The organism is Brevibacillus sp. 7WMA2 (assembly GCF_010748895.1).
Taxonomy (GTDB): domain Bacteria; phylum Bacillota; class Bacilli; order Brevibacillales; family Brevibacillaceae; genus Brevibacillus_B; species Brevibacillus_B halotolerans.
Genome location: NZ_CP048799.1, coordinates 347,716 through 368,842, shown reverse-complemented (window position 1 = coordinate 368,842; position 21,127 = coordinate 347,716). Strand labels below are relative to the sequence as shown.

Sequence of the window (21,127 nt, the reverse complement as noted above, 5' to 3'; positions counted from 1 at the left end):
ACATCGTTAAGAATAAGAAGTCTTGTGTATCACGTTTCCCCAGTTTGTATCAATAGGGTTTACTCTATTGATACAAGAGTGAAATCTTGAGAACAAAGATTTCACTCTTGTATCATATAACTTGTCTCAAATATCTTAACGTTGTTAAAACAGTATATTTATATCGAGGGATAGGCTTATCGTTGTAAATCCGCATTTCCTGACGCTATTCCTTTAACGTATAGTTGGTTTTGACCATCATTCGGGTTCCGAAGTCCGTCGCGCTGTGGTAGTTTCCTACCGAACTTCAGAAGCCCAACGATGGGCAAAATAAAAAGACGCTTAGTTAAGCGCCTTGAAATTTTTTATATACTATTATTGCTCCAACAATCAGAAATAGTGGCCGTCCCAATTCTATAGCATAAGATAATATTTACAGGGGATTTAAATTTAATTCTATCATCGTACGCCTCCTAAAAATAACCTTTTCTAGTAATACGCTGCGCTATTCTAGAGGTTTCAATTTTTAGAAGAAGCCCTAATGATGAGGCACTTCTCAGTTTCAAAAGAGTTGGCCGTTTCATTTTTATTCACCTAATTAAGTTTTTGTTTGTTCCCGAACACACACCTGTTTGCTACACAAAATCTTATACCCCGCGTAGCTAGCCCACGCGCATCTATATCACCCCAATAGAACTCTACTTCGCGGGTGGTGTCAGCAACGCTGGTACTACCCCAAGTATGAAGTACATTTTCTTGTCATACTAATAGAGATTCTAAGGTTATTAAACCCCCAATTTCTTCCTCAATTCTGTTCTGTAACTCTCTAATTCATCAATTGACTTACATGCTGAACCATACATATGATCTACACAATTCTTTATAAAAGATTAAATTTAACCAAGTCGGTTTTATAGCGAGTGTTTTTAATTTAAATACTTCTTGATAATGAATTATGCGAAACCTCATCCAATTGGGTAGCTCATACGTGTTAAGACTTTTTCTCCTGTGTCGTGAAGCTATTTGACGACAAGCACTGCCACAATATATTGCATCACGTCTGCTGGAGTGAAATTGTTCATAGCAAAACTAAGCACAGCTTATTTCCGCACTACCAGCGTAAATGGCGATCATGTTTCCACCTTCTAAAATTCTCTAGGACATAATCATAACTGGTAATGCGGTTATGGTTAAGACACTTGATAAATAAAAACGACCCTAAACATTCATTTGTCTAAGGTCGTTACAAAAAATCCCTAAAGTGAAAAGTCTACATCATTGCATCCTCTTTGTTACACAAAACTAACAATGAGAATACAGTTTTTTTATGGTTAAATACACATTTGCAATTAATATAGCTACGTTGACTTAAGAAAGGCTAGCTTTTTTTATGTTACTTCGCTTATCAGCCGAGCAATTTTCTCAACTCTTCCTCCGTAAGTCCTTCAATCATCTCTATGCCCTGTAGTATTTTCTCTGTAATTTGAGATGCATTATCGGACACTTCCGGCATGAATTGGTTCAACTCCACAGCAATTGCAGAAACAGTGGGATTGTTAAATATATTCTTTATCGGCAGTTCCACACCCGTTTTTTGCTTAATCCGGTTAAGCATTCTCATTACCAACAATGAGTGTCCTCCGTAGCTAAAAAAGCTTTCGTTCACACTAATATTTCCCACTTCCATATCAAGAAGCTCAGCCCAGATGGAAGTTAATAGTTCTTCCAACTGATTATGTGGCCCGATATGCTCTTCAAACGTGGAGCTTCTTTTAGGCATAGGCAGTGATTTGTAGTCGACTTTTCCTACTTGGCTAAGCGGCAACTTATTCATCAAAACGATCCTAGTTGGTATCATATAATCCGGCAGATTTGACTCTAAGTGAGTTATTAGTAAATCTTTTACTTTTTTCGTACCTATATACTTAAGATCGATATTATTGCTTTGAGAATTACTTGATTTTGGTCCTGTAACATCGCGTTTCGCAATTAAGTTATATTTTCCGCCTTCATTTCCTTCTGGATAGTAGGATACTACATGTTTAAAGCCTTGTGCTCTAAGGCATTCTTTGAGCTTATCGATCTCACTGAGAACTGGAGATACTGTAATTTCAAACTGATCAATCTTCTCCCAATCCTCGGCATCAATACCCTCAAGGATTTCCAGTCCACTATTGTTAATATCTATTTTCACTAGCGCTATCGACGTCAATCCTAGTACTCGGATTTGTTCAGAAATTGTTGTTAGTGACACATTTACATGTTGGCTTTCTAGAATCTTACCTGTATGAGTGTATGAAAGAGCTTTACCGTCTATATTCCCTGCATCTGTGAGATAGCGCTGGCATCTAATAATGTCAGCGGTGTCTGAATCCTTGTACTCACCAGAAATCAGAGATAGGTCTGGATAATAATCGAACTGAGTTTCTCTCGTAGAATTAGAAAGCCCAGCGTGAACAGGGATTATTGAATTGCTTCCATTAATTCGACTATTTTTGCAAAGGACCTCATAAACAGGATAAATAGGCTCAAAAGAATAGATACGCAAGCCTTCCACCTTGGATAATAGACTAAGGCTGGACATACCGATATTTGCCCCTACATCAAACACACAATCCCCTTCCTTTAAGGAAACATCTGGCAGCATGTTTAAAAAGTTATCCCTATTGAGTATATCGATTTCATATTTATTTAGGCCGCATACTTCCATTCCGTTATCAAGTTCATATAAGTCGTCTTGCGCCAATGTACCTTCTTCCAACATGGTGAGAATGTTATAGCATGTAGATGCAGATTTCCTATCGATTGCGGGATACGCAACCAATGTATCTTCACCTCTTATGAGTTCCCGCTTGACCACAACAGTATCTCTAACAGCAGGATGTTGATTTAGATGATGTTCAATTTCTCCGAGCTCGATCCGATAGCCACGGATTTTTACTTGAAAATCAAGTCTGCCCAAGTACTCAATATGCCCATCCGATGACCAGCGAGCCAAATCTCCAGTCTTATACAACTTTGTGCCAGACTGAAAAGGATTGTCGATGAATTTTTCCTTAGTCAATTGCTCATTATTAAGGTACCCTTGTGCTACGCCGGCTCCTGAGATGCACAATTCGCCTGGAACACCAATAGGAGTTGGCTTACAATTACTGTCCACAATATAAACTTGAACGTTGCCAATCGGTTTGCCAATCGGTGTGATCATTCCTGTGATCTCACGATTGGAACAAGAGTGAAAAGTTGCATATATCGCAGCTTCAGTTGGACCGTAAATGTTCTCAACTTTCACATTCTTAAATGTTGTGGTAGTTTGCTCCACAAGCTCTTTCGGAAATGCCTCACCAGCGACCATCAGGTATTTTATGGAACAGTTTGCCAGGAAGGATTTGTTTCCTTGTGCTGATTGCAGGAATTCTCTAAGCATTGAAGGTACAAAGTTGATATGCGTAACTCCATAATTCTCAATGTGACGGATAAGCTCATACGGAGACTTTTCATCGCCCGGAGGCAAAATAACCAAGTATCCTTTGCCAACAAACCAACCAAACAACTCTGAATTGGATACATCGAACGTATAATTGGTCTTGAGCATATAGCAGTCATTTTCTTCAACAGGGTACATCTCCTCAAGGAAATAGAGTGTATTCATAATGCTTTTGTGTGTTACACAAACTCCTTTGGGATTACCTGTCGTTCCCGATGTATAAATCACATAGGCAAGGCTATCAATCGTAATTGCCATGCTATTTTCATCATTGTACAGATGACCGTGCGCAGACTTCTCCCTCGAAACTGTGTCTTTCAGGTCTATAATTAAAGGACGGTCAGTCACCCCGTGTTCATGAAGGATGTTATTCAGCACATTGCTTATTCGTTCTTTATATTTGTCGTGCGTTAACACAATGCCAGCTTTACTATCAGTTAAAATGTGTGCCAAGCGCTCTTCTGGTATCTCCGGATCAATCGGAATATAGGCAGCCCCCGCTTTCATCACACCAAGCAGTCCTACAACCATCTCTATAGATCGATCAGCTACTACCGCAACAAATTTGTTCATCGCTGCACCGCTCTGGCTTAAATCGTTGGCAAGGTCAGTCGCCATCTGGTCCAGTTCACCGTATGTAACTGCATTGTCGCCATAGAGAATGGCTATACGTTCTGGATTTTCTTGAGCCCGACGACGAAATACTTGATGAATGCACATATCGTTAGGATAATCTCGTTCGGTCGAATTCCAAACCTCAACGACTTGCTCCAATTCAGGTTGAGGAAGGATAGAAATCGTTGAAACAAGGGTACTCGTGGCCGCTTCTTTTGACATTGCGTTGATGATTTCTGAAACAGCGTTCTCCAGATAGCTGTGGATGGACTCACAAGAGAGTGACTGCACAGCTTGGATCTCGACCGAGAAATCGACACCCTGATCATCAATGGATAAAAACAGCGGATAATTAGTACGCTCAAAGACACCCACAAGTGACTTAATACCGAACTGTGCAAGTTCATCTTCATTAATTCGTTCACTAGCGTTCATGAAGCGGAAGTTTAACACAGCGTTAAACAGCGGAATATCGTTATCCAAGCTGGAACAGCTCTGGGCAAGAGACAAAGATGCTTGCTCATATTTAATTAGGTTTCGTAATATTACATCAGTTTCTTGCAGCAACTGTTTGACTGATTTGTTGGCGAGAGAAACACGTAACGGCAGTGTGTTGATAAAATTCCCAAGCATTCTCTCAGCTCCCTGTACTCCCTGCAATCGACCTGACAGCACAGTTCCGAAGACGACATCCTCTTTACCCGAGCAGGTGGAAATAACCATTGCCCAAGCTGCGTGAAAAATACTTGCAGGGCTCAGATGCATCCTTTTTGCGAGTGCACGGATATTGCTGGATAAGTCTGCAGGGAATGACTTGCTAAAAACATGAATGATGTTTCTGTCAACATGTACATTTGCTAATCCATATGGCAACGTTGGTTCATTCAAATCACCTAGCGTTCTTTCAAAGAAAGCTTTCGCTTCAAGCGAGTTCACCTGTTTCATTGTATGTGCAATGAACTCCCTGTATGGAATAGGAGTACTCAGACTAGCTTCCTTCCCTTTTAAATAAGCAACAACTTCTGCGAACAAGAATCCAAGCGAGGTGGCATCATCCACAAGGTGGTGCATATTAAACAACAAATACCACACGCCTGTTTCTGAATCACACACGGCCTTGAGTTGCATCATTGGGGCTACGCTGATGTCCATCACATGAGGACCGGATAGCATGCTTCGGATGTACTGTTGCGTATCAACACCAGGAGCAGGCTGAATGATTCCTAATACTAGTTCAGCTCGTCTCCATACCACCTGTACAGGTTGCGAAACTCCCTTTTTAACAATTGCAGTCCTTAGCACATCGTTTCTATTAATTACCTTCTGCAACGCAGAAACAAACTGGTCTAGCCGCTCTCTGTTGTCAAATGAAAATAAACCTGATAGCACATAAGGATCATTTTCCACGTCCATCAGGTGATGGAAAAGAATCCCTTCTTGCAGAGGTGCCAGCGGATAGATATCTTGAATGTTAGCTGACCCGCCTTGTGTGTCAGATACAATGCTGTCAATCTCCTCATCACTAAGTGACACTAGGGTGAGCATGTCAGCCGTAATATGTCTACATCCCTCCGGAATCTTATTAGGAGGAATCATATAAGCCTCCAGCGTAGCGGCATCTTGAATTTCCGATGCTAAATGTGCGAGTGTCGGTGCTTCAAATACACTTCGTATATCTGTCATCAATTCATTTTGTTGAAGGCGAGCAAGAAGTTTAGGAATAAGCAGGGAGTGTCCGCCTAACGCAAAAAAGTTGTCATTCACTCCGATTTGACCTGCTTCAAAACCTAAAATTTCTGTCCAAATATCTACTAGCAGTGTCTCCATTTCAGTGCGTGGGGCCACATACACTTGAGATGTATATGCATCCCATTCCGGGACAGGTAATTTCGAGCGGTTTGCTTTACCGTTTGCGGTGACAGGAATCTCATCGAGCACGACATATGCACTAGGGAGCATGTGATCAGGCAGCGTCTCTTTAAGAACCTTCGTCAGTGTATCCCCTACATCCGTATCTTGATCTCCGTCAGACAGAACAACATAAGCGACTATACGTTGATCGCCGGGGTTGTCCTCCCGCACGATCACCAAAGAAGAATCCACTTCCTTAACGCTGTTCAGCTTTGCTTCAATCTCACCAAGTTCAATGCGTACTCCGCGAATCTTCACCTGATCGTCACTACGTCCGCAATATTCTAAGCTACCATCTTGTAACCATCGAACTATATCTCCTGTCTTGTACAAACGGGCATTTTTATCATTTGAAAAAGGATTAGCAATGAATTTTTCGGCGGTGAGTTCAGAGTTATTCAAATAACCTCTGGCAAGACAGTCTCCACCTATGTAAAGCTGTCCTCGGCAGCCCACTGCCTGAGGAGAGCAGTGATTGTTCAGTACGTATAACTGTACATTTTGAATGGGCTTACCAATAGGAACAGTGTTAATCTCATTGTTATTTGAGCAAGCCCAATAACTCACATCTATAGCAGCTTCCGTCGGTCCGTATAGATTAATAAGCGGCGCGGGATTCTGCGCATAGTGCTTTGTAACAAGATCTGGCGCCAGCGCTTCACCACTACAAAATACATGACGAATGGTGCGACATAAACTCCACGCTTCCTGTCCCAGAATAATCCTGAACATGGATGGTACAAAATGGAGTGTTGTGACGCCTGAGGACTGAATCAACGAAGTCAGATACTCAGGATCTGCGTGACCACCCGGTTTGGCGATGACCATGCGAGCGCCAGTGATAAGAGGCCAGAAAAATTCCCAAACAGATACATCGAAACTAAAAGGCGTTTTTTGCAAAACGACATCGTATGTACTGAGTTTATATTTTTTTTGCATCCAGTCTATGCGATTTGTCAGTGCCCGATGCTCTACCATAACGGCTTTCGGCAGGCCGGTGGATCCCGAAGTATACATTACGTATGCTAGATTGCTCGTCTCTAACCCGCTCTCTAAATGTGTCAAATTAGTGGTAGGTTGATTCGCAAATACTGCTTCTCCCCCCAAATCCTTACCGGTATCAAGAAAGGCAACATTCATATTTTCCGTGGGCAGCGCGTCAGCTAGATATGACAGAGTGAGCATACGATTCACACCTGCATTCTCTAACATGTAGTTTATGCGTTCAGTAGGATAAGCTGGATCTATGGGCAAGTAAGCACCCCCCGCCTTAACAATCCCTAAGATACCAATCACCATCTCAAAAGAACGCTCTGCACAAAGCGCTACCACAGTTTCCGTTCGAACACCAGATTGGCGCAGGTAAGCAGCCACTTGATTTGCTCGTTCATTTAGTTGTCTATAGCTCAATTTTAACCCCTCAAATTCCAAAGCAACGGAGTCTGGATGGGCGTTGACTTGAGCTTCAAAGATTTCATGCAGGCATCGCTCCTCAGGATATGGTGCCATTGTACGATTCCAGTCAATGAGTACCTGATTTCGCTCTTTTTCAGATAAATAACAGTAGCTTCCAATAGGTGCTCGTGGGTTACGCATAACCGCTGTAAGTAAGTTATTATAGTGGTTCATCATGGAGGCAATATCTTCCTCGTCAAATTTGTTTGCATCATATTTGAAGCACACTACAAATCGATCCTGCTTTTCATACACCTCAAGGGACAACTTGAACTCACCTTCCTGGCTAAGCTTCTCAACGTACTCAACTTCACCAAGTGCTGGTGAGTTTGCCGAGATTTTAAACAGATTTTTGTTTTGGAAGGTATAAGTAACCTGGAATACAGGCGGTGTCTGTATGTTTCTCTGGATATTTAGATCCTGAACAATGCGGGGAAATGGATACATGGAATGATCCATCCCTTCTGCGAGCGCATAGTTAAGTTCAGTCAAATAGTCTGAATAAAACCTATCTTCATTAACCATACTGCGTAGCGGAATCATATTTATAAAGTAACCAACTACATCATAGAACTCCAATTTTGGCCTTCCCATCGTAGGGATACCGATTATCAGGTCATTCTCCCCTGTATATCGTTGCAATAATATCTGAAATATCGAGAGAAAGAAGGCCGTAGGCTTAACTCGATGCTCCGTGCAGAATTCAGATACGGCAGTGCATTTGGAACCAGTTAGTTGGGTTGCCAAGGTTGTCCCTTGTGCACTGACACAGGTTTCATTTTGCTGTTCAATGTCAAGTAATAAAGTTGGGAGCTCACCTTCGAGCTTGGACAGCCAATATTCTCTATCTGTCTTACTTTTTGTTCCGAAAAGATAATCTTGTTCCCATTTAACGAATTGGTCATACATAATGACTTCTTCAGACACTTCAGCATCACGACAGTTTACAGCAGCTTCATAGAACGAGAGCAGATCGGCCAATAAAACAGGGGTTGACGCACCATCAAATACCAAGTGATGAACGACAATTAGAGCTATATGTTCGATTGGAGATATGCTATAAATGTTCATTCGTATGAATGGATCACGAGCCAGATCGAACGGTTTCTTTGCATCCTCCTTTAAAAGAGATAAGAGCTCGTCTTCATCAGGTACTTCGTCTTCGATTGACGAAAATGTCTCAGGATTGAAAGGCTGGGGCGCCAAATAAGGCACCCCTCCATCTTCAATTATTACGCAAGAAAGTTGATCGTGACGGGTAACTACCAGACCAAACGCCTGTTTAAGCTTCTCTATATCAACATTAGCACGAATACGGAAGCATATTGGAATATTATAAACGTTAGAAGTCGGATCAAGTTTGTTCAGCATCCACAAACCCTTCTGACCCTCTGAAAGGGGATATCTAATCTCGTTATTTTTGAGCTTCTGATAGAACTCTAATACTTCTTCCATCGTATACTTTCCATTTTTGAACCCCAGTAATATTTCGTTTTCATTCATGTGGGCTAAACTCCTTTACTGGCGAAATGATATCTTCAATTTTTCTAGTCCGACTTCCCCATTTTTGAAATCTTCTAGCATTTTCATCTTTCTTTCTACTTCACTGATATTAGATTCAAGAGGAACGCTATTAGAATCAGAAACTTGTACGAATTTTTTCTCGCCCTTATCCTTATCAATTGGATCATTAGACGTTTGAGAAACCAGCTTGTCTTCGAGATAATCAGCAAGTGCACTTATCTTCGTAAAATTCAGTAATTCAGTGGATAATAATTGGATACCGAAATCCTTTTCTACTTTACGTTGGAGTCTGATCCATGCAAGAGAGTCTATTCCCATAGAATGTATATCCTTGTCAACAGGAATTTGTTCCATTGCCACTCCCACGAATTCTGCAAAAAACTCAATCAGATAGGCGACAAAATCAGGCTTACCGGTATGCGCTTGGTTTTTGACCTGCTCAACTGGTGCTAAACTTTGCTGCGGTAAGGTTTTCGAATAAAGTCCCTCTGAATGCCAGTACCTACTTTTCTTAAAGGGATATGTCGGAAACGACATAATCGTACGTTGTGACTGATCATGCAGACTGGACCAGTCTACGCGGCAACCCTTAACCCAAATCGCCGCAAGTTTATCCAGGTCTCGATCGGAAACCAACGCATGTACAAACTCCTCACCTCGTCGACCTGTAACAAGCAATTCCAACTCGGCAAAATCGGTTTCTGCATTTCCTATATATATCGCCTGATTATGAGATCCCTTGGACGAAGACTTTCCTAAGTAAGAAGTTAGATTGGCCACCACATCATCCACGGATCGGGCAGTAAAGGCAAGACGTACAGGAAGCTCATTGCGTCCAAGCTGCAATGTATACGCTAAATTCGATAAAACTATCTCCTTGTTCTCTTCTAAATAATGAATGGAATTTTCAGCTACCCTGCGAAGTGCTTCATCATCTTTGGCAGATAACACAATGAGCTGAGGATTTATTTCCATATCCGCAGGGGCATTCGTTTTTCTATTTATATATTTCTCAATAATTAAGCTCACATAACTACCGCCGGCACCAATTGAATTGATTAATGCCCGTCTTGGGGAATTGCCTGACTGGTGTTGATCTTGCTGAGAACCTTCCTGCCATGTCTCAAGTTCGCTTGTCAACCTGAATGGTAGATTTTCTATGTTGAGATTTGGGTTTACCTTTCCGAACTGCATTATCGGTGGGATTATATTATTTTCAAGTTGCAATACCACCTTTGTTAACTGAGCGATTCCCGAAGCAGCTTCCGGATGTCCTATATTCGACTTCACCGAACCTATTGGGATAGCTTTTTCTGTGTTTCTAAACACATGGGCCATTGCATTAATCTCGACTGCATCGCCAAGTGCCGCACCATTGGCAGCGGCCTCAATATACCCGATATCATCGGGAACGAGCCCTGCACGGGAAAGGCAATCTTCAATTACGTTTACCTGTGTTTTGTATCTAGGTGCCATAAACCCGTTAGAGCGGCCGCCGTGCATAGATGAACTCGACTTGATCACCGCCATAATATTATCACCATCTTTGATTGCATCACTGAGAGGTTTTAACAATACTGCACCGACACCTTCTGACGGCAAATATCCGTCACCATCACTAAAGCTTCTACTATGAGGGCTGCTTGCAAGAAGCTGCGTCTGGCTCAACGCGATATATTTTTTAGGATCAATACTCAAATTTACACCGCCGGCAATTGCCAGTTTGGCTTCACCCTGTGCCAGCGCATTACACGCCAGATGTATCGCCATCGCTGAAGAAGAGCACATATTGTCCACAGCAACACTAGGGCCTTCAAAACCGAAATAGTAGGATACCCGATTGGCTATCATATTGTATGATGAGATAGAAGTTAATGCATTTCCGACGATGTCAGTGTTTTCTGCTTGGTACATCTGATACATCGAACCTACATAAACTCCTACGCGCCGATCGTACTGAACGTCTATCTTGGACTGAGTTATGCCGTTTCCTTCGAGCAATTCCCAAACAGCTTCCAAAAATATTCGTTGCTGTGGATCCATCAATTTTGCTTCACGAGGTGTTATGTTGAAAAACTGTGGATCAAATTGATCAACATCATCTAGGAAACCGCCCCATTTACAGTAACTGGTACCAACAGAATCTTTATTTGAATCAAAAAAATCGTTGAGATTCCAACGTTCAGTAGGAATTTCGCTTACACAATCTGTGCCGCTCACAAGATTATTCCAAAACTCATTGACATTCCGTGCTTTAGGATAACGTCCAACCATACCAATAATGGCAACATCTGTTGACTTTACTTGATTTGACGGTATTGGTCTTTCATTCTCTTCATCAGTTTTGCTAGACAGTACAGGTTTTTCTTGCTCCTGCATTAGATTTGGAACTGAACCAATGGAGGAATTTTCTTTAACGCCAAATAGTGAGCTCAGTACAGAACGATGTCGATCGATAAAATAGTCCGTCAAATCGCGAATGGTCTGAACCTCGAAAAACAGTGTATTAGATAATGAACCAAACGTTTTTTCAAGATGAGAGATAAGATCCATGGACAACATCGAATCCACTCCATACCGCTCCAATTGTGCATCGATATCCAAACGCTCGACAGGCATTGATAATGCATCGGCAATTACCTTCTTAAAATACCGTAGTGCCGTTTCTCGCAGCGCGGAATCCGAAGGGATTTTTAAATGGGCCGGTACTGTAGCCGCTTCGGTTGTCTGAGTCTGCTTTCTTTCAGACTCACTATCAGGGTCGCTGGAGATAATGAGCACCTGATCCAATTGAGCACGCGCTGCATTTTTAAACGCTTCCAGACCTTTTTCCGTACTAAGGGTGCCAATGCCCTTCATCGCCATGCGTTTACGCATCCCTTCTTCAACTTGCATGCCTCCTTCAGTCCACAGAGGCCAGTTGATAGACAACGTGTGGCCCACTCGCTTACCTTCACGGACAAGTTGGTTACGATACAGAGAATACTTATCCATAAAAGCATTTGCGGCAGCATAGTCACTTTGTCCCGGATTCCCAAGTTCGGCTGATGTGGACGAAAAACAAATAAAATAATCAAGCGGATGTGTGCTTGTTGCTCTATCCAAATTAACTGTACCGGAAACTTTAGGCATTAACACACTTTCCAGATCTTCAATTGGTTTATTTATGATATATCTGTCTTTGATGATACCTGCGCAATGAATGATACCTGTGAGAGTTCCATGTGTCATCTCAATGCTTCTTACCAAACGCTTGACCTGCTCATAGCTAGAAATATCGACACATTGATAGACAATGCTAACACCAAGTTCATTTAACAAGTCCACTTCCAATTGCTTTTCTGCGCTGATTGGAGCTCGACCACACAGGATGATTGTAGCGTTGGCAGCGTGTGTGGCTATATCTCTTGCAAAAGTAAGACCAAGCTTGCCCAGTCCTCCAGTAATTAGATAGATCCCTTCGTTTTTCCAAATCGAACTATTTTGTACTTCAGGTATGCTCGAGAGTTCAACCATACGTTTTACTAGGCGCTCTTCCCCGCTGTAACGCACCTCTTTCGCATCTGGATCAGCACTGTTGCGTCTTATAGTATCAATTAACTCATCTGCTTCAAGCTCGCGATCAATCTCCACGCACTGAATATTCAGGTTAGGGTTCTCAAGAGCTGCTGTCTTCAGTAAACCGGAGACACCAGCTAAAGAAGCTCCTGCGTTTTCAGACACATTGACAATAACGACCTGAACTAGCGTCTGGGTGATAGTACGTACGGAAACAAGAGGTTGGATAGCCCTAAACAACCTTTGTACCACGTCCACATATTGTTGATCTGATGAAGTGTCTTTTACAGGGATAAACATGAGCTGGTTGCTGCTCAATACCTGCTCAAGCCGGCTCTTCTGATCGGAATTGAAATCGCCTATTAAAAAGATATGAGCATTACTTGGTATTACACTTTCAATACTGGGCAGCGGTGCAGGTACCCATTCGGGACCATACAACAAATATGGAGCACTGTCGGTATCGCGCTCCTTAAATTCTCTGGAACTTAATCCGCCCAGTTCTGCACATACGTTACCTTCAGCATCAAACACACTGATATCCAATTTACGTATAGAATTACCCGGAGCATTTCCTTCGCTGTAGCGTATCCAAGCATAAGCCTCGCTAGGGCTTTCGGAATAAATATTTACGAAATCAAGTGCATACGGCACGCCTAATCGCTGCTGCTGCTTTTCAGAAACGAAGCTAATGTTCATGCCCAACGATGCTTGAAGTGCACTGTCAATCACTGATGGATGCAGCATAAATTCAAACAACGTTGGAAGGGTTGCTTCTGGGCATGATAATTTTGCAACCGCTTGAGGGTTGCCCATATTATCAATACCGCAATTTACTTCCATCACTGCTCTGTACGCAGGTCCATAGTGCAGTCCCAAGTTGTCGTATGCTGAGTAAATTTCATCACCAGTCACCCGTTGTTGACTGCATGATGTAAGTAATTGATTCACATCCAATTTACGAGTTTTGATGGTTGGAGAGGTTTCCATTAGACAACCATTGCCCTTGCAAAATACTACATCTTTACCGTCGGATAACGTGTAAATCTCGTAACTTAATTCATTGTTATGTGTCGAGTGAATTCGGATACGCAAATCAACTGGTTGATCTGTAACAATTGCTGGTTTGAGCCATACAACATTATCTAATGCCACAAGGATGTTTGTTGCGGCACCTGCCGCACGAACGATTGCTTCTCGGGCCATCTCTAAATAGGCAACCCCAGGAAGCATAGGGTGTCCATTCACGATATGGTCTGCAAGGAAAAACTCACTGCCATCGAAGTGGGAAGAGAAAACAGCCCCATGTAAAGTTGAAATATTCTGATGGATTAATGGATGTATCTGAGACACACTTTCAGGTAGTACATTACAGCTTTCATGAAGATGACTGCCCGTATCTCCTCCTTTTACCCAATACTTTTGTCTTTCAAAAGGATAAGTTGGTAGGCTCATGCGTTTCGGCATTTGTCCTTCTGAATGGAGTCTCATCCAGTCAAAATGGAGTCCCTGAATCCATAGGTCGAGAACGGGCTCATATTTCTTCCGCTGTAACCAATCAGATACTACCTTCTGCCGATCCTTGTCTGAATTAAATGTCGCCAACTGCATTGCGGACTGCTTGACTGTACCTTTGTACCAAGAGATATAATTAGGCTGATCTGCGCAAATCGATTCCAGTTTCTCTCTTAGATCTTTCATATTACGGACAACCGTCGCAAGTCTCTCTTCCATTGCATCCCTTCCAACTTGCAAGGTAAACGCTAGACTTGCCAAATCTTGATCATTGAGACGGTTCACGTCAATAAAATCTAGTAAACTGCTGGCGATTTGTAAAAGTTGTTGTTCGGAGCGTGCGGATAGTACAATAGGATAGGCAGTTTGTCTGCTGTTATCTAATCCTTTCTTCTCCGATTCTTGAATAGTGTATTCCTCAAGCAGAAGATGCGCGTTCACTCCGCCAAATCCAAATGAGCTGACCCCTGCCCTTCTCGGAATTATTTCTCCATTACTTCCTTTTTGAGTCTCCCAAGGACGATTCTCCCGCAAAATATAAAAAGGACTCTGTTCAAGCCTGATATATGGGTTAATCGTATCCGTATGCAAGCTTTTGACAAGCGTTTTATGCTTCATCTGGAGCAATGTTTTGATAACACCTGCTACACCAGCAGCAAGTTCGAGATGTCCTATGTTTGATTTGACCGAGCCTATGCCACAGACCGGGGCTATGCTCAGATCGCTTCCCCTCTCTTCGTGTATTTCGACAAAAGCTTTCTTAAGAGCATTTATTTCAATTGGATCACCTAGCTCAGTCCCCGTACCATGGGCTTCTATATATGTGACTGTGCTCGGATCAATATCAGCTTGTCGATACGCGGCTTTAATAAGCTCCGCCTGTGCATTAGGATTCGGTGCCGTAAGCGAATTTGCACGTCCTCCATGATTTTCTACACTTGCGAGAATTACACCATATATGTGATCACCATCGGCCTCCGCCAACTCCAAAGATTTGAGTACTAACACGCCAACACCTTCGCCTCTTACGTAGCCGTTAGCCTTATCGGAAAATGTTTTACAACGTCCATCATCGCACAACATTCCTGCACGACTATAACTGATGTGAAGATCAGGACTAACAATGGTATTAACCCCGCCGACAATAGCCATGCTTACTTCACCACGGCGTATCAGTTCTGCCCCTCTATGTATCGCTACAAGAGAACTAGAACATGCTGTCTCAATCGGCTCACTAGGACCATGCAAATCAAGCAGATAGCTAACTCTGTTAGGCCCGACCGAGCCAGATATGCCTGTTGATGCATAGCTTTCACCTAGATGGCGTGCCTGTAAAAGCAAGTTGCCGTAACCGCTTGGTGCAGTTCCAATCAGAACTGCCGTGTCAGACCCTGCTAAGCTGGATGGTGCATAACCAGAGTCCTCAAGCGCAAGCCATGCGTGTGTCATCAACAAACGCTGCTGTGGATCCATGGACACGGCTTCTCGTGGTGAAATGCCAAAGAACAGGGGATCAAAGCGATCTACTTCGTTGATGAAGCCGCCCCATTTCACATTGGTTTTACCATCTCCAGACTTTGGATCACCTTGTAGTTTGCGCCAGTCCCAGCGACTGGAGGGAATTTCGGTAATACAGTCTGCCCCGTTCAACAAGTTATCCCAGAATTGCTCCAAATCATCTGCTTGGGGAAAACAACCGCTCATCCCGATAATCGCAACACGTTGACGATCTCGTGACAGCTGTTTGCTCACAGTCCGATCATTCTGGACTTTCTCATTAGCTTCTTTACCAAATTTATCATCAAGCACCTCGTTGCCTAACAGATCGCGCCACTGCTTCGCAAACAATGCCTCATGTTCCTCAAGAAGATATTCAGATATTCCGCCAAGTGTCGGATATTCGAAAAATATGGTCGGTGTAAGCCCAACATCATACTTACTGTTGATTGTATTGGCAAACTTGGTAAAGCTGATCGAATCAAACCCGTATTCACTTAGTTCATTATAGATATCAATGTCATCCGGCTGAACCTTCAACTGCTCCGTTACCATTTCAATCAAGGCAGTCTGTATACGATGCAGCAATTGCTCCTTATCCATAGGAATGCTTCCATTATTTTCAGTAGCGACTTGAGCAGCAACGTCCTGCGTCCTTGTGTCAAGCAAAATTGTTGAATACATCTCAAACGCATTCTTTACCCGATCCGTATTGCCCGCAAATACACACAACTGACTGCGACCAAAGAGCAGTGCTTGCTGGAACGCCTCAACCCCTTCACGTGAACCTAAGGGAACTAGGCCCTGTGAGCGCAGTTGTTGTTCGGTGTCATGATCAACCTTCATGCCTCCTTCGGCCCAAAGCGGCCAATTAACAGAAAGTGTTTGCCCATAGCGTTGTCCTGCAACGACCAAATCAGCACGGCAAGCGGAGTAAACATCCATAAATCCGTTTGCTGCAGCGTAATCAGATTGCCCTGGATTTCCCAATTCACTTACATTTGAAGAAAAACTGGCAAAAAAATCAAGCCTGTGAACTTTACTTGCCTGATCCAGGTTTACTATACCCGCAACTTTCGGCGATAACACGTCATGAATAGCACTGCGTGATTTTTTCATAATATATCCATCATTTAGTGTGCCTGCTGCGTGAATAATTCCTGCTAGCTCGCAATAACTAGTCTCGATGTAATCAAACAATTTCGCTACAGAATTCGAATCCGAAATATCACACTGAACATACTCGGCTCTGAATTCTGTTCCTCGTAGGGAATTTAGGAACTCCTCTATATGATGATCCCGTGTCGAGCGTCCCGTCAAAATAACCGCACCACGCTTAAGATTAGATGCTATAAAACGGGCGAATATACGACCCAATCCGCCAATGCCTCCCGTAATGAGGTAGGTCCCCCCTTCACGCAATGCGAAGGCACCGCCGATTTCATTATGATCTGACAAGGTTTCATACTTTTTGTGATACATGATATTGCCGCTATATTTGAAATCCCTTACTTCCTGAGCCGCTACAGAGTAGATGAAATCTTTAAAAATGTAGGGATCCATCTCATCAAACCAGCCGATACACTGCGTTCTAATCGTAGGATATTCTAAAGAAGCCGTCTTAAGTAAGCCGGAAATTCCACATAACGTTCGATACTCCTTTGTTTCATTGTCAACGACAACAACTTGCAGGAGTTTTTTACGTGAATAACCAGCCCCCGCCCACTCTCTTATCAGTGATGTAACATACTGTGTGGCAGATTCATAGCGTTCACTGAGTGAGTTATCGTCCATTTGAATACGCTCTAGCTCGATCGACTCAGGCAACAACTTTCTTACATTGTCTACCAATTTTTGATTTACAGCGCCAAGCAACACTACTTTATGAGTAACATCTTGTTCAGGTATAGAGTACGTTTGGCTAAGCTTTAAATCAGTAGGTGTCCATATAGGGGTAATGAACGAAACATCTTCATGATTAGGCATCGAAGCAACATATTCTCGGGATGAAAATCCTTTGATGTCGACGCAAATATTACCTTGTTCATCACATATACTGATATCCAGCTTTTGAACGGAACTATTCCTTGATCCGCCTATAGAATGCCTAATCCATGCATAAGCTCGATTCGGTGTTGGTTGACATATATCGAGGCTATCGAAGGAAAAAGGAAGTCTGGCTTTACTATCAAATCTCGTTACTCCACTAGTTTCGAGACCTAATGCTATCGTAGCTTGCAAGGCACCATCCATAATACTTGGATGGAGCACGAACCCATCGTTATGCTCTTCTTTACTACGTGGGTTCTCTAGTTTCACTAGCACGCCTGGGAGGGAATCTTCGCCCTGACCCACGCGTAGTTCCACTACCGCTTGATGTGACGATCCATATATAAGACCTATATCGTTATAAATGCGATAAAACTCTTGTGAAGAGATTATTCGCTCTGAGTAGATGCGTGCCAACTCTTCAACATCTAGTATCTTAGGGGTAACCCGAGGAACTAACCGTACAACACCTTGGTTATATAAAATCTCCTCATTCCCACCTGACTCCATAATCGTATATTCGAACCTATCGTCTGATTTTGGCAACACGCGTAATTCTAACGAAAGTTCGTTACCAGATAATGCGCCTGGCTGAAGCCAGATGACGTTCTGTAAGCGAATCTGAGATTCAGAGAATGACCGCAACCGAGTACCAGCAAGCATCGCCATCGCTCTCTGTATCGCTTCACGGGCCATTTCTACATAGACAACTCCTGGCACAACCATAGTTTTACCTACTTTGTGATCACGCATAAAAAAGTCATCGGCTCCCAAACTGGCTGTAAAGCTAATACGATCCCCAACTGAGGTATCACTGTGGGTCACGGGGTACATACGTATCTCCCCAGATACACGATCCTGTTTCGGAATCGTTATGTCATGATTAAGCCAGTAAGATTGCTGTACAAACGGGTATGTCGGTAATGGAACCCGACGATACTTCTTAGAATCAAACAATTTCACAAATGGGAGGTTGTAACCCTTTATATATAGCTTAGCTACAATCGATAATGCACTCGCATATTCAGCCTCACTCGATTCCATGTGGCATACTTTGACAGAGTAATAAAACGACTCCAATTCAGGGTTTGAATTTGTTATAGGAAGTGGGGTCGCATTACCAGTTGTAATTCGACTGCTAGGGTCCTTTTCTAACCATTTCATGAGTTCTGTAGACAGTTCAGATAAATTGCTAACTACAACAGCCACTCTATTGCGGAAGTGTTTTCTGCCCACCAGCAAGGTGTAACTTATATTCCCAATAACGATGTCTGGCTTCTGGCTAATGTAAGACAATAAGTTTCTTGCCTGAGCCTCTAATTGCTTCCCATCCCTTGCAGAAAGCACGATCAGGTAAGAAGGATTGTCCGGACTATCTGCCTCCACGTATGGTGTTTCCGCCAACACAATATGTGTATTAGTCCCGCTATATCCAAATGAACTCACGGCAGCTTGACGCAAACCCGTAGTTTGCACCCAATGTCTCCGTTTTTCATTCACATAAAATGGTGTTTCTTTAAAATCAATATGCGGGTTCAAACTAGAGAAGTTTGCAATAGGAGGAAGCTCCTTATTTTTAATGGCTAAAGCCGTTTTAATTAAACCCGCCACACCAGCCGCGCAAGCAGTATGACCGATATTACTTTTTACAGAAGTTAGTGCGCAGAAATGGCGCTTATCGGTATATTCACTAAATGCGCTGACAAGCCCTTCAACTTCAATAGGATCACCTAGTGATGTACCGGTTCCATGTGTCTCGATGAGCTGTATGTTTTCAGGGTTTATGTTAAATTTTTGGTAAATACTCCGATGAAGATCGGCTTGTGCAGCGGCATTAGGGGCTGTGATGCCATTGGTTTTACCATCCTGGTTAATCCCCCAGCCCTTGATCACCGCATAGATGTGATCTCTGTCTCTCTCTGCATCTTCAAGTCGTTTTAACATGACAACGCCCACGCCTTCCGCCGGTACGAATCCGTTCGCACGGCTCTCGAAGGCAAAGCAGCGTCCATCCGGGGAAAGAGCTCCAAGCTGACTCATAGCCACGTGAAGTCCTGGCCCTGGAATTACCCACACTCCACCTGATAACGCTAGATCAATGTTTCCCAACAACAAATTGTCACATGCACTGGCGATCGCAACCAATGAAGAAGAACAAGCCGTGTCAATAGAAAGACATGGCCCGCGCAGATTAAGAAAATACGAAATACGGCTGGCAAGGACAGCCATATTGTTACCAAGGTTCTGATGAGCATTTAAATCTGTTAATTCGAGGTTTCCTCCATATCCGCTTGGAGAACACCCGATATATACACCGCATTTACTGCCTGATAAGGTAAAAGGATCATATCCTGCATCCTCAATGCATCTCCAGCTTTCCTGTAGCATTAGCCTCTGCTGAGGATCCATTTGTTCCGCCTCAATCGGCGAGATATTGAAAAACAGAGGGTCAAATTTGTCTGCGTTTTCAAGAACGCCCATCCATTTACTATATGTTTTTCCGGGTATATCAGGTTTTGGATCATAAAACTCATCCGCCTTCCAACGCCAAGTCGGCACCTCTGAAATACAATCTTTCCCCTCCAAGATGTTGTTCCAGAATTCGTCCAGATTTTGAGCCTGTGGGAAGCTTCCAGACATTCCGACGATTGCGATATCACATGTAATTGCGCTCTCACCTTCAGTCTTACTACCAGTTTGATCACTCGCGGGTGCTTTGGCGCTTATACGCTCCAAAGGTGTGATTGAAGCGGCAACCTGTTCAGTGGCAAGTTCTTGCTTTGGATCAACATCATGAACAGAAATCGGACTGGCATTTACTTGCGACAATACAGAATCGGTTATCTCACTTTGAAAAATTGCGGATTTAGGATTCTCCACTTCCTGAGTAGAAACATCACAAAGTATTTCACCATGTTCTTGGATCAGGTACTCAGCAAATTTTGAAATCGTTGGATAGCTGTATACCTTCGTAACGGGAAGAGACAGTTTAAATCTGCTATTAATTTTACGTATCCAGGTAACCCCTATTATTGAGTCGAGGCCAAGCTCTGTGAATGGTGTATCTTCATCAATAAAAGAGGTATTGAGATCTAGTTCAGCAGCTAAAGCCCCTTTAAGTTCAGACACAACATCAAACAAAGCTGCTCCTGAAACATCAGGAGCAGCCTCATCAATCTGCTTAGTAGGCCCTTCATTTGAATTTACATGTTGTACATCTTGGCGTACATTTGTGGTTAATTTATCTTCTACATGATCTACCCGCTCCACCGTTGAATCACCTAGTATTGAAAGAAGGTATTGGTGAAACTCTCCCAGGGTCGGATAGGCATATATTTTTGTTGCAGGTATGGACAAATTGAAATTCGAATTTATTTTTCTTATCCAGCTGACACCTATAATAGAATCCATACCCATCTCAATAAAGGGAACATCAGGCTGGATCAATTCAACATCAACACTTAGCTCGTGCGCCATACTCTCCCTAAGAAACGAATACACGTCTTCTTCCCTTCGATTCATATTGACTTCCTCCCC

Annotated in this window: 2 protein-coding genes; both read right to left on the bottom strand. The window is 42.9% G+C overall.

What is annotated here, in order from left to right:
- Positions 1–1,384: 1,384 nt before the first annotated feature.
- Positions 1,385–8,950: a non-ribosomal peptide synthetase gene (locus GOP56_RS01530; protein WP_163244308.1), complete on the bottom strand. Its 7,566-nt coding sequence runs from the start codon at positions 8,948–8,950 to the stop codon at positions 1,385–1,387.
- Positions 8,951–8,965: 15 nt separating this feature from the next.
- The gene (locus GOP56_RS01525; RefSeq protein ID WP_163244307.1) at positions 8,966–21,112 is read right to left on the bottom strand and encodes an SDR family NAD(P)-dependent oxidoreductase; all 12,147 of its coding nucleotides are present in this window, start codon (positions 21,110–21,112) and stop codon (positions 8,966–8,968) included.
- Between the last annotated feature and the right edge of the window lie 15 nt (positions 21,113–21,127).